Annotated in this window: 10 protein-coding genes; 3 read left to right on the plus strand and 7 right to left on the minus strand. The window is 69.6% G+C overall.

Annotated elements, in window-relative coordinates:
* Positions 1-14: 14 nt before the first annotated feature.
* The 4 genes from odhB to zapE all read right to left on the minus strand — a co-directional run bounded on the left by odhB (position 15) and on the right by zapE (position 7,109).
* Positions 15-1,262 (minus strand): 2-oxoglutarate dehydrogenase complex dihydrolipoyllysine-residue succinyltransferase, encoded by a 1,248-nt coding sequence (gene odhB / locus ACEUEL_RS14410; RefSeq protein WP_405706837.1) that lies wholly within the window; start codon positions 1,260-1,262, stop codon positions 15-17.
* A 69-nt stretch (positions 1,263-1,331) separates the two neighbouring features.
* The gene (locus ACEUEL_RS14415) at positions 1,332-4,298 is read right to left on the minus strand and encodes a 2-oxoglutarate dehydrogenase E1 component (protein ID WP_405706839.1); all 2,967 of its coding nucleotides are present in this window, start codon (positions 4,296-4,298) and stop codon (positions 1,332-1,334) included.
* A gap of 323 nt (positions 4,299-4,621) precedes the next feature.
* Entirely contained in the window at positions 4,622-5,587 is a 966-nt protein-coding gene (gene mdh, locus ACEUEL_RS14420; RefSeq protein ID WP_405706841.1) for a malate dehydrogenase, read from the minus strand.
* Positions 5,588-5,894: 307 nt separating this feature from the next.
* Positions 5,895-7,109: a cell division protein ZapE gene (gene zapE / locus ACEUEL_RS14425; RefSeq protein WP_405706843.1), complete on the minus strand. Its 1,215-nt coding sequence runs from the start codon at positions 7,107-7,109 to the stop codon at positions 5,895-5,897.
* Positions 7,110-7,374: 265 nt separating this feature from the next.
* Here zapE and ACEUEL_RS14430 point away from each other — a divergent pair, with 265 nt between their 5' ends.
* From ACEUEL_RS14430 to ACEUEL_RS14440, 3 genes are all read left to right on the plus strand, one after another.
* Entirely contained in the window at positions 7,375-8,001 is a 627-nt protein-coding gene (locus ACEUEL_RS14430) for a GNAT family N-acetyltransferase (RefSeq protein ID WP_405706845.1), read from the plus strand.
* A 94-nt stretch (positions 8,002-8,095) separates the two neighbouring features.
* Positions 8,096-10,591: a DUF3772 domain-containing protein gene (locus ACEUEL_RS14435; protein ID WP_405706847.1), complete on the plus strand. Its 2,496-nt coding sequence runs from the start codon at positions 8,096-8,098 to the stop codon at positions 10,589-10,591.
* Positions 10,592-10,712: 121 nt separating this feature from the next.
* Complete coding sequence (locus ACEUEL_RS14440; RefSeq protein ID WP_405706850.1) at positions 10,713-11,321, plus strand: CAP domain-containing protein; 609 nt, start codon at positions 10,713-10,715, stop codon at positions 11,319-11,321.
* Between the two features lie 6 nt (positions 11,322-11,327).
* On the opposite strand, the gene ACEUEL_RS14445 is transcribed toward ACEUEL_RS14440, so the two are convergent.
* The 3 genes from ACEUEL_RS14445 to ACEUEL_RS14455 all read right to left on the minus strand — a co-directional run bounded on the left by ACEUEL_RS14445 (position 11,328) and on the right by ACEUEL_RS14455 (position 15,103).
* Complete coding sequence (locus tag ACEUEL_RS14445) at positions 11,328-12,488, minus strand: GNAT family N-acetyltransferase (protein ID WP_405706852.1); 1,161 nt, start codon at positions 12,486-12,488, stop codon at positions 11,328-11,330.
* On the minus strand, positions 12,485-13,894 hold the full coding sequence (locus tag ACEUEL_RS14450; protein WP_405706855.1) for a lipopolysaccharide biosynthesis protein: 1,410 nt from the start codon (positions 13,892-13,894) through the stop codon (positions 12,485-12,487). The genes ACEUEL_RS14445 and ACEUEL_RS14450 overlap by 4 nt, the downstream gene beginning before the upstream one ends.
* A 96-nt stretch (positions 13,895-13,990) precedes the next feature.
* Positions 13,991-15,103, minus strand: coding sequence for a CobW family GTP-binding protein (locus ACEUEL_RS14455; protein ID WP_405706858.1), 1,113 nt, complete (start codon positions 15,101-15,103; stop codon positions 13,991-13,993).
* Positions 15,104-15,447: the final 344 nt, after the last annotated feature.

The raw sequence follows: 15,447 nt of genomic DNA on the forward strand, positions 1-15,447 counted from the left end.
CAGGCCCGCCCGGCTCACAGATCCAGCACGAGCCGGGTCGGATCCTCCAGCGCTTCCTTGATGCGCACGAGGAAGGTCACGGCTTCCTTGCCGTCGACGATCCGGTGGTCGTAGGAGAGCGCCAGATACATCATCGGCCGGGCAACGATCTGCCCCTTCACCACCACGGGGCGCTCCTCGATGCGGTGCATGCCGAGAATGCCCGACTGCGGCGCGTTGAGGATCGGGGTCGACATCAACGAGCCGTAGATGCCGCCATTGGTGATGGTGAAGGTGCCGCCCTGCAGATCCTCGATGCCGAGCTTGCCGTCGCGCGCCTTGCGGCCGAAGGCGGCGATCGCCTTCTCGATGCCGGCGATGGACAGCTGGTCGGCGTCGCGCACCACCGGCACGACGAGGCCCTTGTCGGTGCCGACCGCGATACCGACGTGGTAGTAGTTCTTGTAGACGAGGTCCTGGCCATCGATCTCGGCGTTCACCGCCGGAACGTCCTTCAGCGCCTGGATCACCGCCTTGGTGAAGAAGCCCATGAAGCCCAGCTTCACGCCGTGCTTCTTCTCGAAGATGTCCTTGTACTGCGCGCGCAGGCCCATCACCGCGCTCATGTCGACGTCGTTGAACGTCGTCAGCATGGCGGCGGTGTTCTGCGCGTCCTTGAGGCGCCGGGCGATGGTCTGGCGCAGCTTGGTCATCTTGACGCGCTCTTCGCGCGCGGCGTCGTCGGGAGCCGAGGGCGCGCGGGCGGCGACGGGCGCCGGGGCGGGAGCGGCCGGAGCCGCCGCGGCGGCGGCGATGGCGCCGAGCATGTCGCCCTTGGTGACGCGGCCATCCTTGCCGGAACCGGCCAGCAGCGCCGGATTGAGGCCGCTCTCGGCGGCGAGCTTGGCGACCGCCGGGCCGTTGGAACCGGCCGACGCCGCGGCGGCAGCAGGAGCTGCCGCGGAAGCCGGAGCCTTCGGAGCTTCCGCCTTCGGCGCCTCAGCCTTAGGCGCCTCGGCCTTGGGCGCGGGCGCCGCGCCGGCGCCGCCGGCCCCGATCGAGCCGAGCAGCGCGCCTACCCCGACCGTCTCGCCGTCCTTGGCAATGATCTCCGAGAGCACGCCGGCCGCCGGGGCCGGCACCTCGATCGTCACCTTGTCGGTTTCCAGCTCGACGATCGGCTCGTCGGCGGCGACGGCATCGCCCGCCTTCTTGAACCACTTGCCGATGGTTGCCTCGGTGACCGATTCGCCCAGCGTCGGAACGCGGATCTCGGTGGCCATTGCTCTTGTCCTCTCGGGTGTTGCGGAACGCCTGCCGGCGCCCCGGTCGTTTCCTCTCGGCGCGATCGATCAGCCCAGCGCGTCGGCCAGGAAGGCCTTGAGCTGGGCCAGGTGCTTCGACATCAGCCCGGTCGCGGTCGCCGCACTCGCCGGGCGACCGGCATAGCGCGGACGGCTGGACGCCGAACCGACCTGCTCCAGCACCCATTCGAGATAAGGCTGCACGAAGGCCCAGGCACCCTGGTTCTTCGGCTCTTCCTGGCACCAGACGATCTCGGCCTGCTTGAAGCGGGACAGCTCGTTCACCATCGACTTCAGCGGGAACGGGAAGAGCTGCTCGACGCGGAGCAGGTAGATGTCGTCGACGCCGCGGCGCTCGCGCTCCTCGTAGAGGTCGTAATAGACCTTGCCCGAGCAGAGCACGACGCGCCGGATCTCGGCGTCGGGCTTCAGCGTGGTGGCATCGCCCGGCTTCTCGGCGTCGTCCCAGAGCAGGCGGTGGAACGAGGTGCCGGGGCCGAGCTCCGCCAGCGTCGAGGTCGCGCGCTTGTGGCGCAGCAGGCTCTTCGGCGTCATCAGGATCAGCGGCTTGCGGAAGTCGCGCTTCAGCTGCCGGCGCAGGGCATGGAAGTAGTTCGCCGGCGTCGTGAGGTTGGCCACCTGCATATTGTCCTCCGCGCACATCTGGAGGAAACGCTCCAGACGGGCGGAGGAGTGCTCCGGCCCCTGCCCCTCATAGCCGTGCGGCAGCAGGCAGACGAGGCCCGACATGCGCAGCCACTTGCGCTCGCCCGACGACAGGAACTGGTCGAAGATGACCTGCGCGCCATTGGCGAAATCGCCGAACTGCGCTTCCCACATCACCAGCGCATTCGGCTCGGACAGCGAGTAGCCGTACTCGAAGCCGAGCACCGCCTCTTCCGAGAGCATCGAATTGATGACCTCGTAGCTGGCCTGGCCCTCGCGGAGGTGGTTGAACGGGGTGTAGCGGTCCTCGTTCTCCTGGTCGATCAGCACCGAATGGCGCTGCGAGAAGGTGCCGCGCTCGCAGTCCTGGCCGGACAGGCGAACCGGGTGACCCTCGAGCTGCAGCGAGGTGAAGGCGAGCGCCTCCCCGGTCGACCAGTCGATGCCCGCGCCGTCCTCGACCACCGCCTTGCGGCGCGCGTCGAGGAAACGCTGGATGGTGCGGTGGAGGTGGAAGCCTTCCGGCACCGAGGTGATCTTGGTGGCGATGTCGCGCAGCTGGTCGAGATCGACGCCGGTGTCGCCGCGCCGCCGCGGATCGTCCTCCTCCTCGGCGACCTTGAGCCCCGCCCAGCGCCCGTCGAGCCAGTCCGCCTTGTTGGGCTTGTAGGCCTGGCCGGCGTCGTACTCGCCGTCGAGCCGGGCCCGCCAGTCGGCCTTCATCTTCTCGAACTCGGCCGTGTCGACGACCCCCTCGCGCTCCAGCTTCTTGGAGTAGATCTCCAGCGTCGAGGGGTGCTGCTTGATCGCCTTGTACATCAGCGGCTGGGTGAAGGCCGGCTCGTCGCCTTCGTTGTGGCCGAAGCGGCGGTAGCAGAACATGTCGATCACCACCGGCTTGTGGAACCGCTGGCGGAACTCGGTGGCGATCTTGGCGGCGAAGGTCACCGCCTCCGGGTCGTCGCCGTTCACGTGGAAGATCGGCGCCTCGATCGTCTTGGCGACGTCCGAGGGATAGGGCGAGGAGCGCGAGAAGCGCGGATAGGTGGTGAAGCCGATCTGGTTGTTGATGATGAAATGCAGCGAGCCGCCGGTCTGGTGGCCCTTGAGGCCGCTGAGGCCGAAGCACTCCGCCACCACGCCCTGGCCCGCGAAGGCGGCATCGCCGTGCAGCAGCAGCGGCAGCACCTGGCTGCGCTCGGCGTCGTTCAGGAGGTCCTGCTTGGCGCGCGCCTTGCCCAGCACCACCGGATCGACGATCTCCAGATGCGAGGGGTTGGCGGTCAGCGACAGATGCACCTGGTTGCCGTCGAACTCGCGGTCCGACGAGGCGCCGAGGTGGTACTTGACGTCGCCCGAGCCCTCGACCTCGTCAGGGGCCCAGGAGCCGCCCTTGAACTCGTGGAACAGCGCGCGGTGCGGCTTGCCCATCACCTGGGTCAGCACGTTCAGACGGCCACGATGGGCCATCCCGAACACGATCTCCTTCACGCCGAGATTGCCGCCGCGCTTGATGATCTGCTCCAGCGCGGGGATCAGGCTCTCGCCGCCGTCGAGGCCGAAGCGCTTGGTGCCGGTGTAGCGCACGTCGAGGAACTTCTCGAAGCCCTCGGCCTCGATCAGCTTGTTCAGGATGGCGCGCTTGCCCTCGCGGGTGAAGCTGATCTCCTTGTCCGGCCCCTCGATGCGCTCCTGGATCCAGGCCTTCTCCTCGGGATCGGTGATGTGCATGAACTCGACGCCGAGCGTCTCGCAGTAGGTGCGCTGGAGGATCGCCACCATCTGCCGAACGCTGGCGAATTCGAGCCCGAGCACGTGATCGATGAAGATCGGGCGGTCGAGGTCCGCCTCGCGGAAACCGTAGGAGGCGGGGTCGAGCTCGGGCGCCGAGCGCACCGGCTCGAGGCCGAGCGGATCGAGCTTGGCATGGAGATGCCCGCGCATGCGGTAGGCGCGGATCATCATCAGCGCCTTCACCGAGTCCCGCGTGGCCTGCTGCACCGCGACGGCGGAGAGTTCGACACCGGCCTTCTGCGCCTTCTCGCCGACCTTGGCCTCGACCTTCTTGCCGATCGCCTTCTCGACCTCGATCCAGTTGCCGTCCATGGCGGAGACGAGTTCGCCATTGGCGTGCAGCGGCCAGCCGTCCTTCTTCCACGACGCGCCGCGCGCACTCTTCTCGACGTCCGCCGCATTGTCCTTCAGCGCCGCGAAGAAGACCTGCCACTGCGGATCGACCGAGGCCGGGTCGATCTCGTAGCGGGCGTAGAGATCCTCGATCCACGCCGCGTTCGCGCCATACAGGAAAGACGTGTTGAGGAAGGCTTCGTTCAAGTCCGCGCGTGCCATCATCGGCTCCCGAAGGACCGCTACCGGTCCGCTGTAGGCGCTCAGGCCGGCACCCCACGAACGAGACCGCCCGCCGGGCATGCCGGTGTCCCGCGAGCCGGGACAGGACTTCCTATCTAGGTTTCGTGGTCGCTTCGTGAAAGCGACGCGAAAGCGGTGCAGCCCTGCATTTGCGCCGGCGCTTCGCCTTCACCCGAAACCCGATACCCGGCTCGGCGCCGGGTATCCGCATCATCGACCCGTATCGGCAAACAATCCGCTTCGATATCGGGGCAAACGCCGACAGGGTTGACGAAACGTCAACTCGGATCGGCGCGGGTCGTTCACGCCCCGAGATCGGGGGCGATCTTCTGGCACTCGGCCACGAGGTCCTCGACCGCGGCGATCGACTTGTCGAGCGCGGTGCGCTCGGCCTTGGTCAGCTCGATCTCGACGATCCGCTCGACGCCCTTGGCACCGATCACCACGGGCACGCCGAGATAGAGATCCTTGACCCCGTACTCGCCCGACAGGTGGGCGGCCGCCGGCAGCAGGCGCTTCTTGTCGCGCAGATAGGAGGTCGCCATCTCGATGGCCGAGGCCGCCGGCGCGTAGAAGGCCGAGCCGGTCTTGAGCAGGTTGACGATCTCGCCGCCGCCCTTGCGGGTGCGCTCGACGATGGCGTCGATGCGCTCCTGCGTGGTCCACTTCATCTTGATGAGATCGGGCAGCGGGATGCCGGCCACGCCCGAATAGGAGACCAGCGGCACCATGTCGTCGCCATGGCCGCCGAGCACGAAGGCGATCACGTCCTCGACCGAGACGTCGAACTCGTCGGCGAGGAAGTAGCGGAAGCGCGCCGAATCCAGCACGCCGGCCATGCCGACCACCTTGTGGGTGGGCAGGCCCGAGGCCTTCTGCAGTGCCCACACCATGGCGTCGAGCGGATTGGTGATGCAGATCACGAAGGCGTCAGGAGCGTATTTGCGGATACCCGCGCCGACCTGTTCCATCACCTTGAGGTTGATGCCCAGAAGATCGGAGCGGCTCATGCCCGGCTTGCGCGGCACGCCGGCCGTGACGATCACGACGTCGGCGCCCTCGATCGATTCGTAGCTGTTCGTGCCCACCAGCTTGGCATCGAAGCCGAGCACCGGGGAAGCCTCGGCGATATCGAGGCTTTTGCCCTGCGGCACGCCCTCGACCACGTCGAACAGGACGACATCGCCCAATTCCTTGAGACCCGCGAGGAGGGCGAGCGTTCCGCCGATCTGACCGGCACCGATCAGTGCAATCTTTGCTCGTGCCATGTGTGATCCCTGGCATTGATGAGGAAATACAGGTGCGACGGTCCGCCGCGCGGGCCTCCGATAGCCCGTCTCGCACCTCGGTTCAAGCGAAGACGCCCCCTCTCGGCCCGGTTAAGGCTAAGACTTTGCGCGTATAGTTTGGCATACTGAATACCTTGGCATTCTCACACGTCGACGACATGCGGACATCTGGCTGAAACGCAGCAGTGGCGAGGGGATATTGCCCCCGTTCCCCGCCGTGTGTCCCGCTCTTGTGACCCTCGCCGCGACGGTGCCGCGCTCCCGCCCGGACGGCTCCGGCAGGGTGTCAGGTCTCGACCAGACCGGTGGCGTTGCCGGTGGCGTGCGAGTCGCCCCGTCCATGCGGACGCGCCACGTAGTCCGCCGAGCGCATCTCGTGCAGGCGCGAGACGGTGCGCGCCCATTCGAACGCTTCCGCGCCCTCGGTGCCGCGGTAGAGGTCTTCCGGCTCGGCCGCGGCCGAGGCGACCAGCTTGACGCCGTTGTCGTACATCTCGTCGATCAGGGTGATGAACCGCTTCGCCTCGTTGCGGTTGTCCTGCCCCATCACCGGGATGCCCTCGATCACCAGCGTGTGGAAGGTGCGCGCCAGCTTCAGGTAGTCGCCCGCCCCCAGCGGGGCCTCGCACAGATCGGCGAAGGTGAAGCGCGCGGCGCCGCTGCCGGTGGAGGGCACGCGGATCTTGCGGCCCTTGACCTCCAGCGTCGCGGGATTGCCGCCATCCCGCCCGGCGATGCGCAGCCAGATCGCCTCGATGCGGGCCGCCACGTCCGCCGGCCGGTCGACGGCGTCCGGCACGTACCAGCTCCGCACCCCGTCGAGCTTCTCCATCCGGTAGTCGGTGGGCGATTCGATCCGCACCACCTCCATGTGCTGCTCGATCATCGCGATGAACGGCAGGAACAGGGCGCGGTTCAGGCCGCCCTTGTAGAGATCCTGCGGCGCCACGTTGGAGGTGGCGACCACCACGGCGCCGCAGGCGAACATCTTCTCGAACAGGCGCCCGAGGATCATCGCATCGGCGATGTCGGTGACATGGAACTCGTCGAAGCACAGCAGCCAGGCTTCCTTGGCGAGCGCGCTGCCGACGATGGTGATCGGGTCGCCTTCCTTGATCTTGCCGAGCTTCATGTCGGTGCGCACCGCATGGATGCGCTCGTGCACGTCGGTCATGAACTCGTGGAAATGGGCCCGGCGCTTGCGCTTGCGCACCGCGACGGCGCCGTAGAACAGGTCCATGAGCATGGTCTTGCCGCGCCCGACATCGCCATGGACGTACAGCCCGCGGATCGGCGGCGCGTCCACCTCGCGGCGCGCGAACAGCCAGCCGAGGGCGGATGTCTTGCGGGCGAGCCGAAAGGTGGCGATGCGCTGCTCGAGCCGGGCCAGGGCGGAAACGACCTTCGCCTGACCGGCGTCGGGCGAGATGTCCCCGGCCGCCATGCGCGCCACATAGCGCGCCGCGAGCACCGAGCCGCCGGCTTCCGCCGCGAACTCCATCGCCGCTGCCTCCCTGTTGCGCCGCACACTTAAGCGGATGACGCCGCGGCGGCAAGCCCTTGCATGGGGCCGCGCCGACGACACACCGTCCCCGCGATCGAGCCGATTGGACGCGGGAGCGCACCCTCGAGGCAATATCGCCCTTGGAACGAGGCGGCCGCCCCCGAACCGGCAGGGGAGCCATGCGGCGCCCGCAGATTGCCCATATTGCAGCGCACACATATATGCCGCGTCGCAAAAGACGCCTGACGAAAGGAGAGCAGCCATGCCGCTCCAGTCCGAAACCACCATCGAGGCGCCCGCCTCGGCCGAGCTCGCCGGCGGCACCATCCGCAAGCTGCTGCCGGGCGAGCACGGGGCGTTTCTCGATCACCTCCTGCGGCTCGATCCGCTCAGTCGCTTCACCCGTTTCGGCGCCCCGGTCAGCGACGCCGCCGTGCGCCGGCATGCCGCCAGCGTGCGCGCCGGCCGCGTGCTCGTGCTCGGCTATTTCGTCGAGGGGGTCCTGCGCGGCGCCGCCGAACTCCATGTCTTCCGCGGCCGCGGGCCACAGCCGCGCGCCGGCGAGGCCGCCTTCAGCGTCGAGCGCCCCTGGCAGGGCAAGGGCGTCGGCTCCGCATTGATGCGTCATCTCATCGTGCTGGCCCGCAACCGGCGGGTCGAGGAACTGCACATCGTCTTCCTCGCCAGCAATGGCGGCATGAAGCGGATCGCCATCCGCAACGAGGCCGACCTTCGCTTCGACGCGGACGAGGTCGTCGGCCTCGTCCACGCCCCCGGTCCGACCCCGTTCTCATGGCTGCGCGAATGGCTAGCGGACCTCTACGGCATCCTCGGCACCGCGGCCGACCATCAGGCCCGCCTGCTGCCGGGGGCACCGCGCGGACGCTGAACCGCCGTCCACGAGCGTCGCGAAACCGGCACATTGCCTTGACACTGCCGCGTTCGGAACGGACACAGGGGCGCCTTTTCCCTGGAACCCGTTCATGACGATGGCTGTCCATCGGGCGGCGGGCAGCAGCTGCCCGGCCGTTCCGCCCCCCTCCGCATCGCGCATCCCGACCGACCGACCCGGCGCAGGGAATCGCCCGCGGCAGTGGCTGGGCCTGCTGGCCCTCATGGCCCTCGCCTGGTTCGTCGCGCTTGCCGCACCGGCGGCGGCGCAGGTTCCCAATCCGGAACAGGCCGCCATTCGCGAGCGGCTGGAAGGCCAGCGCGCCATCGTCGACAGCGTCGAGGCCGGCCTCGGCCGCGACACCTTGCGCGCCAGCGACCTCGACGAGTTGCGCGCGCGGCTGGATCCCGTGCGCGGCAATCTCGACCAGGCCATCCAGGTGCTGGAGCCCCGGCTCAACGACCTCAACAACCGCGTCAAGGAGATCGGGCCGAAGCCGGCGGACGATGCCGCCCCCGAGGAAGCCTCCATCACCCAGGAACGCGAGCAGATCAGCGCCCGCGCCACCGAGGTCGACGGGCTGCTGAAGCAGATCAAGCTGCTGAAGCTACGCACCGACCAGATTTCCGATCGTATCACCAGCCGGCGGCGCGCCCTGTTCACCGATACGCTGTTCGCCCGCTCCTACAGCGCGCTCGACCCGCAATTGTGGCTGTCGGCGGCGCGTGCCCTCCCCGTGGAGTGGCGCGGCGTCAGCTATCTGCTCGGCGATTGGCGCGCCTATGCCGACACCCGCATCAGCGGCGCCGGCCAGGCGGCGATCGCCTTCGGCATCATGCTCATCATCGGCGCCGCCGTGGCGATCCGGCGCATGCTGCTGCGGCCGCTGCGCCGGTTTGAACGGGAGCAGGCCGACCACCCGCTGTCCCGCTTCCGCGCCGCCGCCCTGTCGGTACAGCTCGCCCTCGTGCGCTCCGCCACGCCGCCCGCGGCCACCGCCGCGGCGCTCGCCCTCGCCAATGCCTTCGACCTGCTGCCACCCCGCGTCGACGATATTTCGGGTGGCCTGATGCTCGCCATCGTCGTCGCCTCGGTCGGTCGGGGCATCTCCGACGCGGCGCTGGCCCCCGACGCACCGCGCCGGCGCATCGTGCCGATCGGCGACGATCGCGCCCGCCTCGTCGATCACCACGTCTCGAACGCCGCCATCGTTCTCGCGCTGGCGACCGTGCTCAACACGCTGCACCGCACCCTCGTCGCGCCGGTGGCGCTGACCGTGGCGACCAGCGCGCTGATGTCGATCATCATCCTGCTGCTGACCGCGCGGGTGATGCGCTCGCTCAGCACCGACACCGGCGACGCCGAGGAGGACGACACCTCCGTCGACGCCCACCTGCAATGGCTGCGCCTGCCGATCTGGGGCATCATCGCCGCCACCGCGGCCGCCCTCGTCGCCGGCTATGTCAGCCTCGCGACCTTCCTCGCCTCGCGCTTCGTCGTGGCGGTGGTGCTGATCGGCGCACTCTATCTGGTCATTGCGCTGATCAACGGCGTGTTCATCGACGGGCTCAACCAGAAGGGCCAGCGCACCCGCACGCTCGCCAAGGCGATCGGCATCCACGCCACCAGCCTCGAACTGCTCGCCGTCCTCGCCGCCGGCGTGCTGAAGCTGCTGGCCATCGTCATCGTCGCGGTGATGGTGATCGGCACCTGGGGCACCTCGACGGCGGATCTGCGCGACTTCGTCAGCCGCATCTCCTTCGCCTTCACCCTCGGCAGCACCACCATCTCGCTCGGCGACATCCTGAGCGCGGTGGCGATCATCGCCGCCGGCGTGCTGATGGCGCGGGCCTTCCAGAGCTGGATCTCCAGCAACATCCTGCCGCGCACGCGGCTCGATCCGGGCCTGCAGAACTCGATCTCGACCATCATCGGCTATGTCGGCTCCATCGCCGTCATCGCCGTCGCCATGGGGCAGATCGGGCTCAACCTCGAGAATATCGCCCTGGTCGCCGGCGCCCTCTCGGTCGGTATCGGTTTCGGCCTGCAGTCGATCGTGTCGAACTTCGTCTCCGGGCTGATCCTGCTCGCCGAGCGACCGATCCGGGTCGGCGACATGATCATGGTGAAGGGCGAGGAAGGCTATGTGCGGCGCATCAGCGTCCGCGCCACGGAGATCGAGACCTTCGATCGCGCCGCCGTACTGATCCCCAATTCCGACCTGATCACCGGCATGGTCAAGAACTTCACCCACGCCAACACCACCGGCCGCGTCATCGTGCCGGTGATGGTCGGCTATGATTCCGACCCCGACCAGGTGCGCGACCTGCTCGCCGATGCCGCCTGCGACCACCCGCAGGTGCTCACCTCGCCGCCCCCGCGCGTGTTTCTGGTCAAGTTCGGCGACAGCGGGCTGATGTTCGAGCTGCGCTGCGTCGTCGCCAATGTCGACTATGCCTTCACGGTGAAGAGTGACCTGCATTTCGCCGTGTTCGACCGGCTGCGCCGCGCCGGCATCGCCATCCCCTACCAGAGCTGGAGCGCCTTCCGCGGCACCCCCCATCCCGCCGGCGGTGCCGACGCATGAGCCGGCGGCGGGCCCGGGTGCCGGCCGCGCGCCGGCGTAAAGGCTCGCTCAATCTTTGCAGGCCATTCTCCGCCCGACCCGGCCATGTGCCGCACCCGCTTCCCTGGACGATCGGTTTGCCATGCGCCGCGCCTCTTTCCCGCTGCTGACCCTCACCGCCACCGCCGCCCTGCTGGCCGCCTGCAGCACGGCGCCGACCCAGACCCCGCCGAGCGGGAACCCTTCCTTCTACGACAACCTGTCGCGTGGCGGGACGGTGGATTCGGCCGCCGCCGCCGCGCTGATCTCGGATTATCGGCAAGGCAAGGGGCTGTCGGCCGTCACCGTCGATCCCGTGCTCACCCAGGTCGCCCAGAAGCAGGCGAAGGCGATGGCCGCGACCGGCGAGCTCTCCCATTCGGTCGGCGGGCGCGGCCTCACCACCCGGCTCAAGGCCGCGGGCTTCGACGGCCTGCGCGCGGCGGAGAATGTCGGCGCCGGCTATCACACCCTCGCCGAGGCGTTCTCCGGCTGGCGCGATTCCCCCTCCCATAACCGCAACATGCTGATGCCAGGCGCGACCCGCATCGGCATCGCCGCCGCGCCGGCGCCGAACAGCAAGTACAAGGTGTTCTGGGCGCTCGTCCTCGGCGTACCGGACAACCGGACGTCGGCCGGCCCGGGGCAGCCCGCCGCACCCGCCCCCGGCGAGACCTCGGTGACCCTCAACGGCGCCCAGCTGCCGCAGTGAGCCCCGTCACGGCCGGCCGCGCCACTGCCGGAATGCCAGAACGGAGGCCTTGAGCCGCGCGCGCAGCCGGCGGCGCAGCCCCTCGAGCCACCGCGCCAGCGCGAAGCGGTTGTCCGCCGGCGTGATCTCCACCAGCCAGTCGGCCATCGGCAGCCGCTCGCGCCACATCCGCTCGAAATAGGGATCGCTCACCGTCGCCAGGCTGTCGCCGACCGTGATGCCGGGATCGGCGAGGAGATGCGCGGACGCGGCGAGATCGAGCAGCACGCCCGGCGAATGGCGCGCCAGGCGCTCGTCATAGGCGGTCTTGTAGAACCACGCCTGCGGACCATCGCGCAGCAGAACCCCGACGGCGACCGTGTCCGGGGCCTGCCTCAGTTCGATCACTTCCGCCCGCCCGCGTGCCGCCAGCCGCGCCGTGCTGTCCCGGAAGAAGGCGGCGAGGCTCTCGTTCCGTCCGGCGGCCGTGCCGCGCGCGCCCTTCCAGCCGGCGGCCTCCAGCGCGAGGAAGCGCTCCAGTGCAGCGGAGACGGCCGTGCCGGTGGCGATTTCGGTCACGACCGGTCCGCCTTCGGCTTCGAGCTTGCGCCGCTGCCCCTCGAGGCGCCGGCGCCGGTGCTTCGAAAGGGCTTCGGCGAGATACCCCGCCCGTTCGGCCGGAGCGGGTTTCATCGCGGCGCGGGCAAAGGGTTCGAAACGGGCGATCCGCCGCCCGCCGGATTGCAGCGCCAGCCTCAGTGCGGCGGCGAAGGCCCCGTCCTCGACCAGATGCGGCAGCAGCAGCGCCGCCGGTGCCGGCCCCGCCGCCAGAGCCTCGATCAGCGCCGCGCAGATCGCCGGCGTGTCCGCGCCATCGACCAGCGGCGCGCCATGAGGCGCATAGGGCAGGTGATGCAGGGCGAGGCGCAGCGGCACGCCCCAGCGCGTCCGTGTCAGCCGCAGCGGCAGCACGCCGGCGAGTTCCGCCGCCGCGTCGCCGACGCGCTCGACGATCAGGAAACGCACGCCGGCGCCGCCGAGATGGCGCAGCGCCGGGAGGACATAGTCGGGGTCGGCGAAGACGTTCGGCTCGGCCGCCCGCGCTGCGAGCGCGCGCCAGTCCTGCACCCGCGTCTCCATTTCGGCGGCATCGGCCCAGCGCGCGCGATAAGCCCCCCTCGCGCTCATGCCGGGCGTCCCAATACGAAGGCGTTGAAGCCGAGCCGCCGCCGCGCCACCACCACCAGCAGCACCGATTCCAGCATGTAGGCGATGGTCGGCGCGACGGCCGCGCCCATCAGCCCGAAGCGCGGGATGAGCAGGAAGCAGAGCCCGAGATTGACCAGGAAGGCGACGGCATAGACCGCCGCGCAGGCCTTCTCCTCGCCCAGCATGACCAGCAGCCGCTCGACCGGCCCGACCAGCGCCCGCGCCAGCAGCCCCGCCGCCAGCACGAACATCAGCGGATAGCCCGCCTCAAATCCCGGCCCGAACAGGGACAGGATCGGCTTGCCCAGCGCCAGCAGCCCGATGGCGGCGGCGAGCGAGGGCCAGAACGTCCAGTGGATGGTGTCGGCGAGGAAGCGGGCGAGCTTGTCGCGCTCGCCGGCGACGTGGAAGGCGGTGAACTTGTGCGTCACCGCCGCCGCCACCGAGAAATAGACGAAGGCGACCGGCGCCAGCGTCTTGGTCGCGGCGTAGTACACCGCCACCTGGTCCGGCGGCACGAAGATCTCCAGCACGAGGATGTCGGTATAGGTCAGCAGCAGGTAGAAGCTCTCGATCATGAAGATCGGCAGCGCCACCCGCATCCACGCCCGCCGTTCATGCCGCGGCCGCGCCTTCAGCGCCGCGCCCGGCAGGTCCTCGCGCCGGGCGAGCCGCCGGTCCAGCACGACCCCCTGCCCGATCGCGGCGAGGATGGTGGCGAGCGTCGCGGCGAGGATGGCACGCGTGGCATTCACCTCGGCGCCGAGCGCGTGCAGCGTGCCGATCGCCGCGAGGATCAGGATCGGGCAGGCGATGTAGAACGGCGCCAGCGCCAGCCCCACCCAGTCATAGGAGCGGGCGATGCCGTCCTGCACTTCCGACAGCGCGTAGAACGGCAGGCAGGCGAAGGCGATCGCCAGCGGCACGACATAATAGGGTGCGATCCGCCCGCTCACCGCCCACACCACCAGCAGGCCGGCCAGCGCGATCGCCGCGCCGAGCCCGAAGGCGAGCCAGCGCGCCCCGCGCAGGAAACCGCCGAGCCGGGCCGCGTCGCCCTTCTCGGTGTATTCCGGCAGGAAGCGCTGCGCCGCCGAGCCGAGCCCGAGCGGGGCCATCAGCCCGAGCATCACCGCCCAGGTCCAGACATAGACGTAGATGCCGAAATCATAGGCGCCCATCCAGCGCGCCAGCAGCACCTGCGCGACGAAGGCCAGCGCCGCGCTCGCCACCCGCACGAGGAAGGCGGCGCCGGCCAGCCGCGTCAGCATCGAGCGCTCGCCCTCGAGGAGCTTGCCGGCCAGCCGCTTCAGCCGCGCCACGAGACCCTTGCTTGGCCCCGCGCCACCGGCATCCGCCTCATCCGTCCCGCGCTCGTCCGGCACGCCGTTCCGCCTCCGCAACCTTCGGAAGCAAGGCCCTAGCACGCGCGCCTTTAACGCTTCCTGAGATCGACCGCCGAAAAGCCGGCGGATGCGCCCTCAGCGCCGCATCGTGGCCGGCGCCAGCGGGTTGTCGGCCAGCACCAGCGGATCGGGGCGATCCGGCTGCGGCAGGCCGAGAAAGGCGTCGAACAGGCGGCGGATCACCGCCGGATCGACATCGCGCACGATCATCACGATGCGCGAGCGCCGGTCCTCGTCCGGCCAGGCGGCAAGCTGGCTCGGCGGGTGCATCACATGCTGCACGCCGTGCAGCACCAGCGGCCGCTCCGGATCCTCGGCGAGCTTCACGATGCCCTTCATGCGCAGCATCTTCGCCCCGTGCGTGCCACGCACCAGTTCCAGGAACAGGTCGAGCGCCACCGCGCTCACCGCCGCTTCGGAGACGAGGGTGAAGGCACGGATGCGGTCATCGTGGCGGTTGGGGTCGGCAGCGCCGCGCGCCGCCTCCGCGGCCGCCGCCACCTTCTCCTCGGCCAGCCAGCGGGCGACGTCGGGGATCTTGCCGGAGGGATCGTACAGCCCGGCATCGAGCAGCGCCGCCGGCCGCGCCTCGCCCCGCGCCGCGTCGAGCACCGGTGCGGCGGGGGCGAGCGCCGCGAGGCGCGCGCGCAGGCCCGCGAGCGCCGCCTGCCGCTCGGGCGTATCGACGAGATCGGTCTTGGTCAGCACGATGCGGTCGGCGATTGCCACCTGCCGCACCGCCTCGACATGGGCGTCGAGCGTCGCCATGCCGTTGACGGCGTCGACCACGGTGACCACGCCGTCGAGCCGGAAGCGCAGCACCAGATAGGGATGCGCCATCAGCACGTGCAGGATCGGCGCGGGATCGGCGAGGCCCGTCGTCTCGATCAGCACGCGGCGGAACGGCGGGATCACGCCGTTGTCCATGCGCCGCAGCAGATGCTCCAGCGCCTCGACCAGATCACCGCGCACGGTGCAGCACAGGCACCCGCTCGCAAGCAGCACGGTGGCATCGTCGAAATGCTGCACCAGCAGGTGGTCGAGCCCGACTTCGCCGAACTCGTTGATCAGCACCGCCGCGTCGGCGAGGCCGTCATCCTTCAGCAGGCCGTTCAGCAGCGTGGTCTTGCCCGCGCCGAGGAAACCGGTCAGCACCGTAACGGGGATGGGATCGGGGGCACGGGTCACGGTCGCGGGTCTCCGGGGCAGGCGTCGGGCACGATCCCGGCCGCGAGCAGACCGAGGCACCGGATCGAGGGGGAATATAGGCGGGCCCGCCGCTCCTGCCAGCACCTCGCGGAAGATGCCCGTCTCAAACGGCCGATCGTGCGCGCGAACGCGTGCTCCCTGCCACGGCATCGCAGCGAACCGCCCCCGGCACCTTGAACAGCGCGGAGCAGAGGCGGGACGCGTCGCAGGGGTCCGGCACCGCGTCAGCCCGCCGGGGCGGGCATTCTGGCGCTCTGTAGGGACACTCAGCCCGGGGCGAAAGCCCCCATGCGGCGCCAGCGCGAGAACGGCCACGAGACGGA

This window comes from Ancylobacter terrae, assembly GCF_045108345.1.
Lineage (GTDB): Bacteria > Pseudomonadota > Alphaproteobacteria > Rhizobiales > Xanthobacteraceae > Ancylobacter.

What these genes read in the sequence shown, in the direction of transcription:
- odhB (WP_405706837.1), bottom strand. Translation starts at nt 1,262, where the DNA reads ATGGCCACCGAGATCCGCGTTCCGACGCTGGGCGAATCGGTCACCGAG.
- ACEUEL_RS14440 (WP_405706850.1), top strand. Translation starts at nt 10,713, where the DNA reads ATGCGCCGCGCCTCTTTCCCGCTGCTGACCCTCACCGCCACCGCCGCC.
- ACEUEL_RS14430 (WP_405706845.1), top strand. Translation starts at nt 7,375, where the DNA reads ATGCCGCTCCAGTCCGAAACCACCATCGAGGCGCCCGCCTCGGCCGAG.
- ACEUEL_RS14415 (WP_405706839.1), bottom strand. Translation starts at nt 4,298, where the DNA reads ATGGCACGCGCGGACTTGAACGAAGCCTTCCTCAACACGTCTTTCCTG.
- ACEUEL_RS14435 (WP_405706847.1), top strand. Translation starts at nt 8,096, where the DNA reads ATGACGATGGCTGTCCATCGGGCGGCGGGCAGCAGCTGCCCGGCCGTT.
- ACEUEL_RS14445 (WP_405706852.1), bottom strand. Translation starts at nt 12,488, where the DNA reads ATGAGCGCGAGGGGGGCTTATCGCGCGCGCTGGGCCGATGCCGCCGAA.
- zapE (WP_405706843.1), bottom strand. Translation starts at nt 7,109, where the DNA reads ATGGAGTTCGCGGCGGAAGCCGGCGGCTCGGTGCTCGCGGCGCGCTAT.
- mdh (WP_405706841.1), bottom strand. Translation starts at nt 5,587, where the DNA reads ATGGCACGAGCAAAGATTGCACTGATCGGTGCCGGTCAGATCGGCGGA.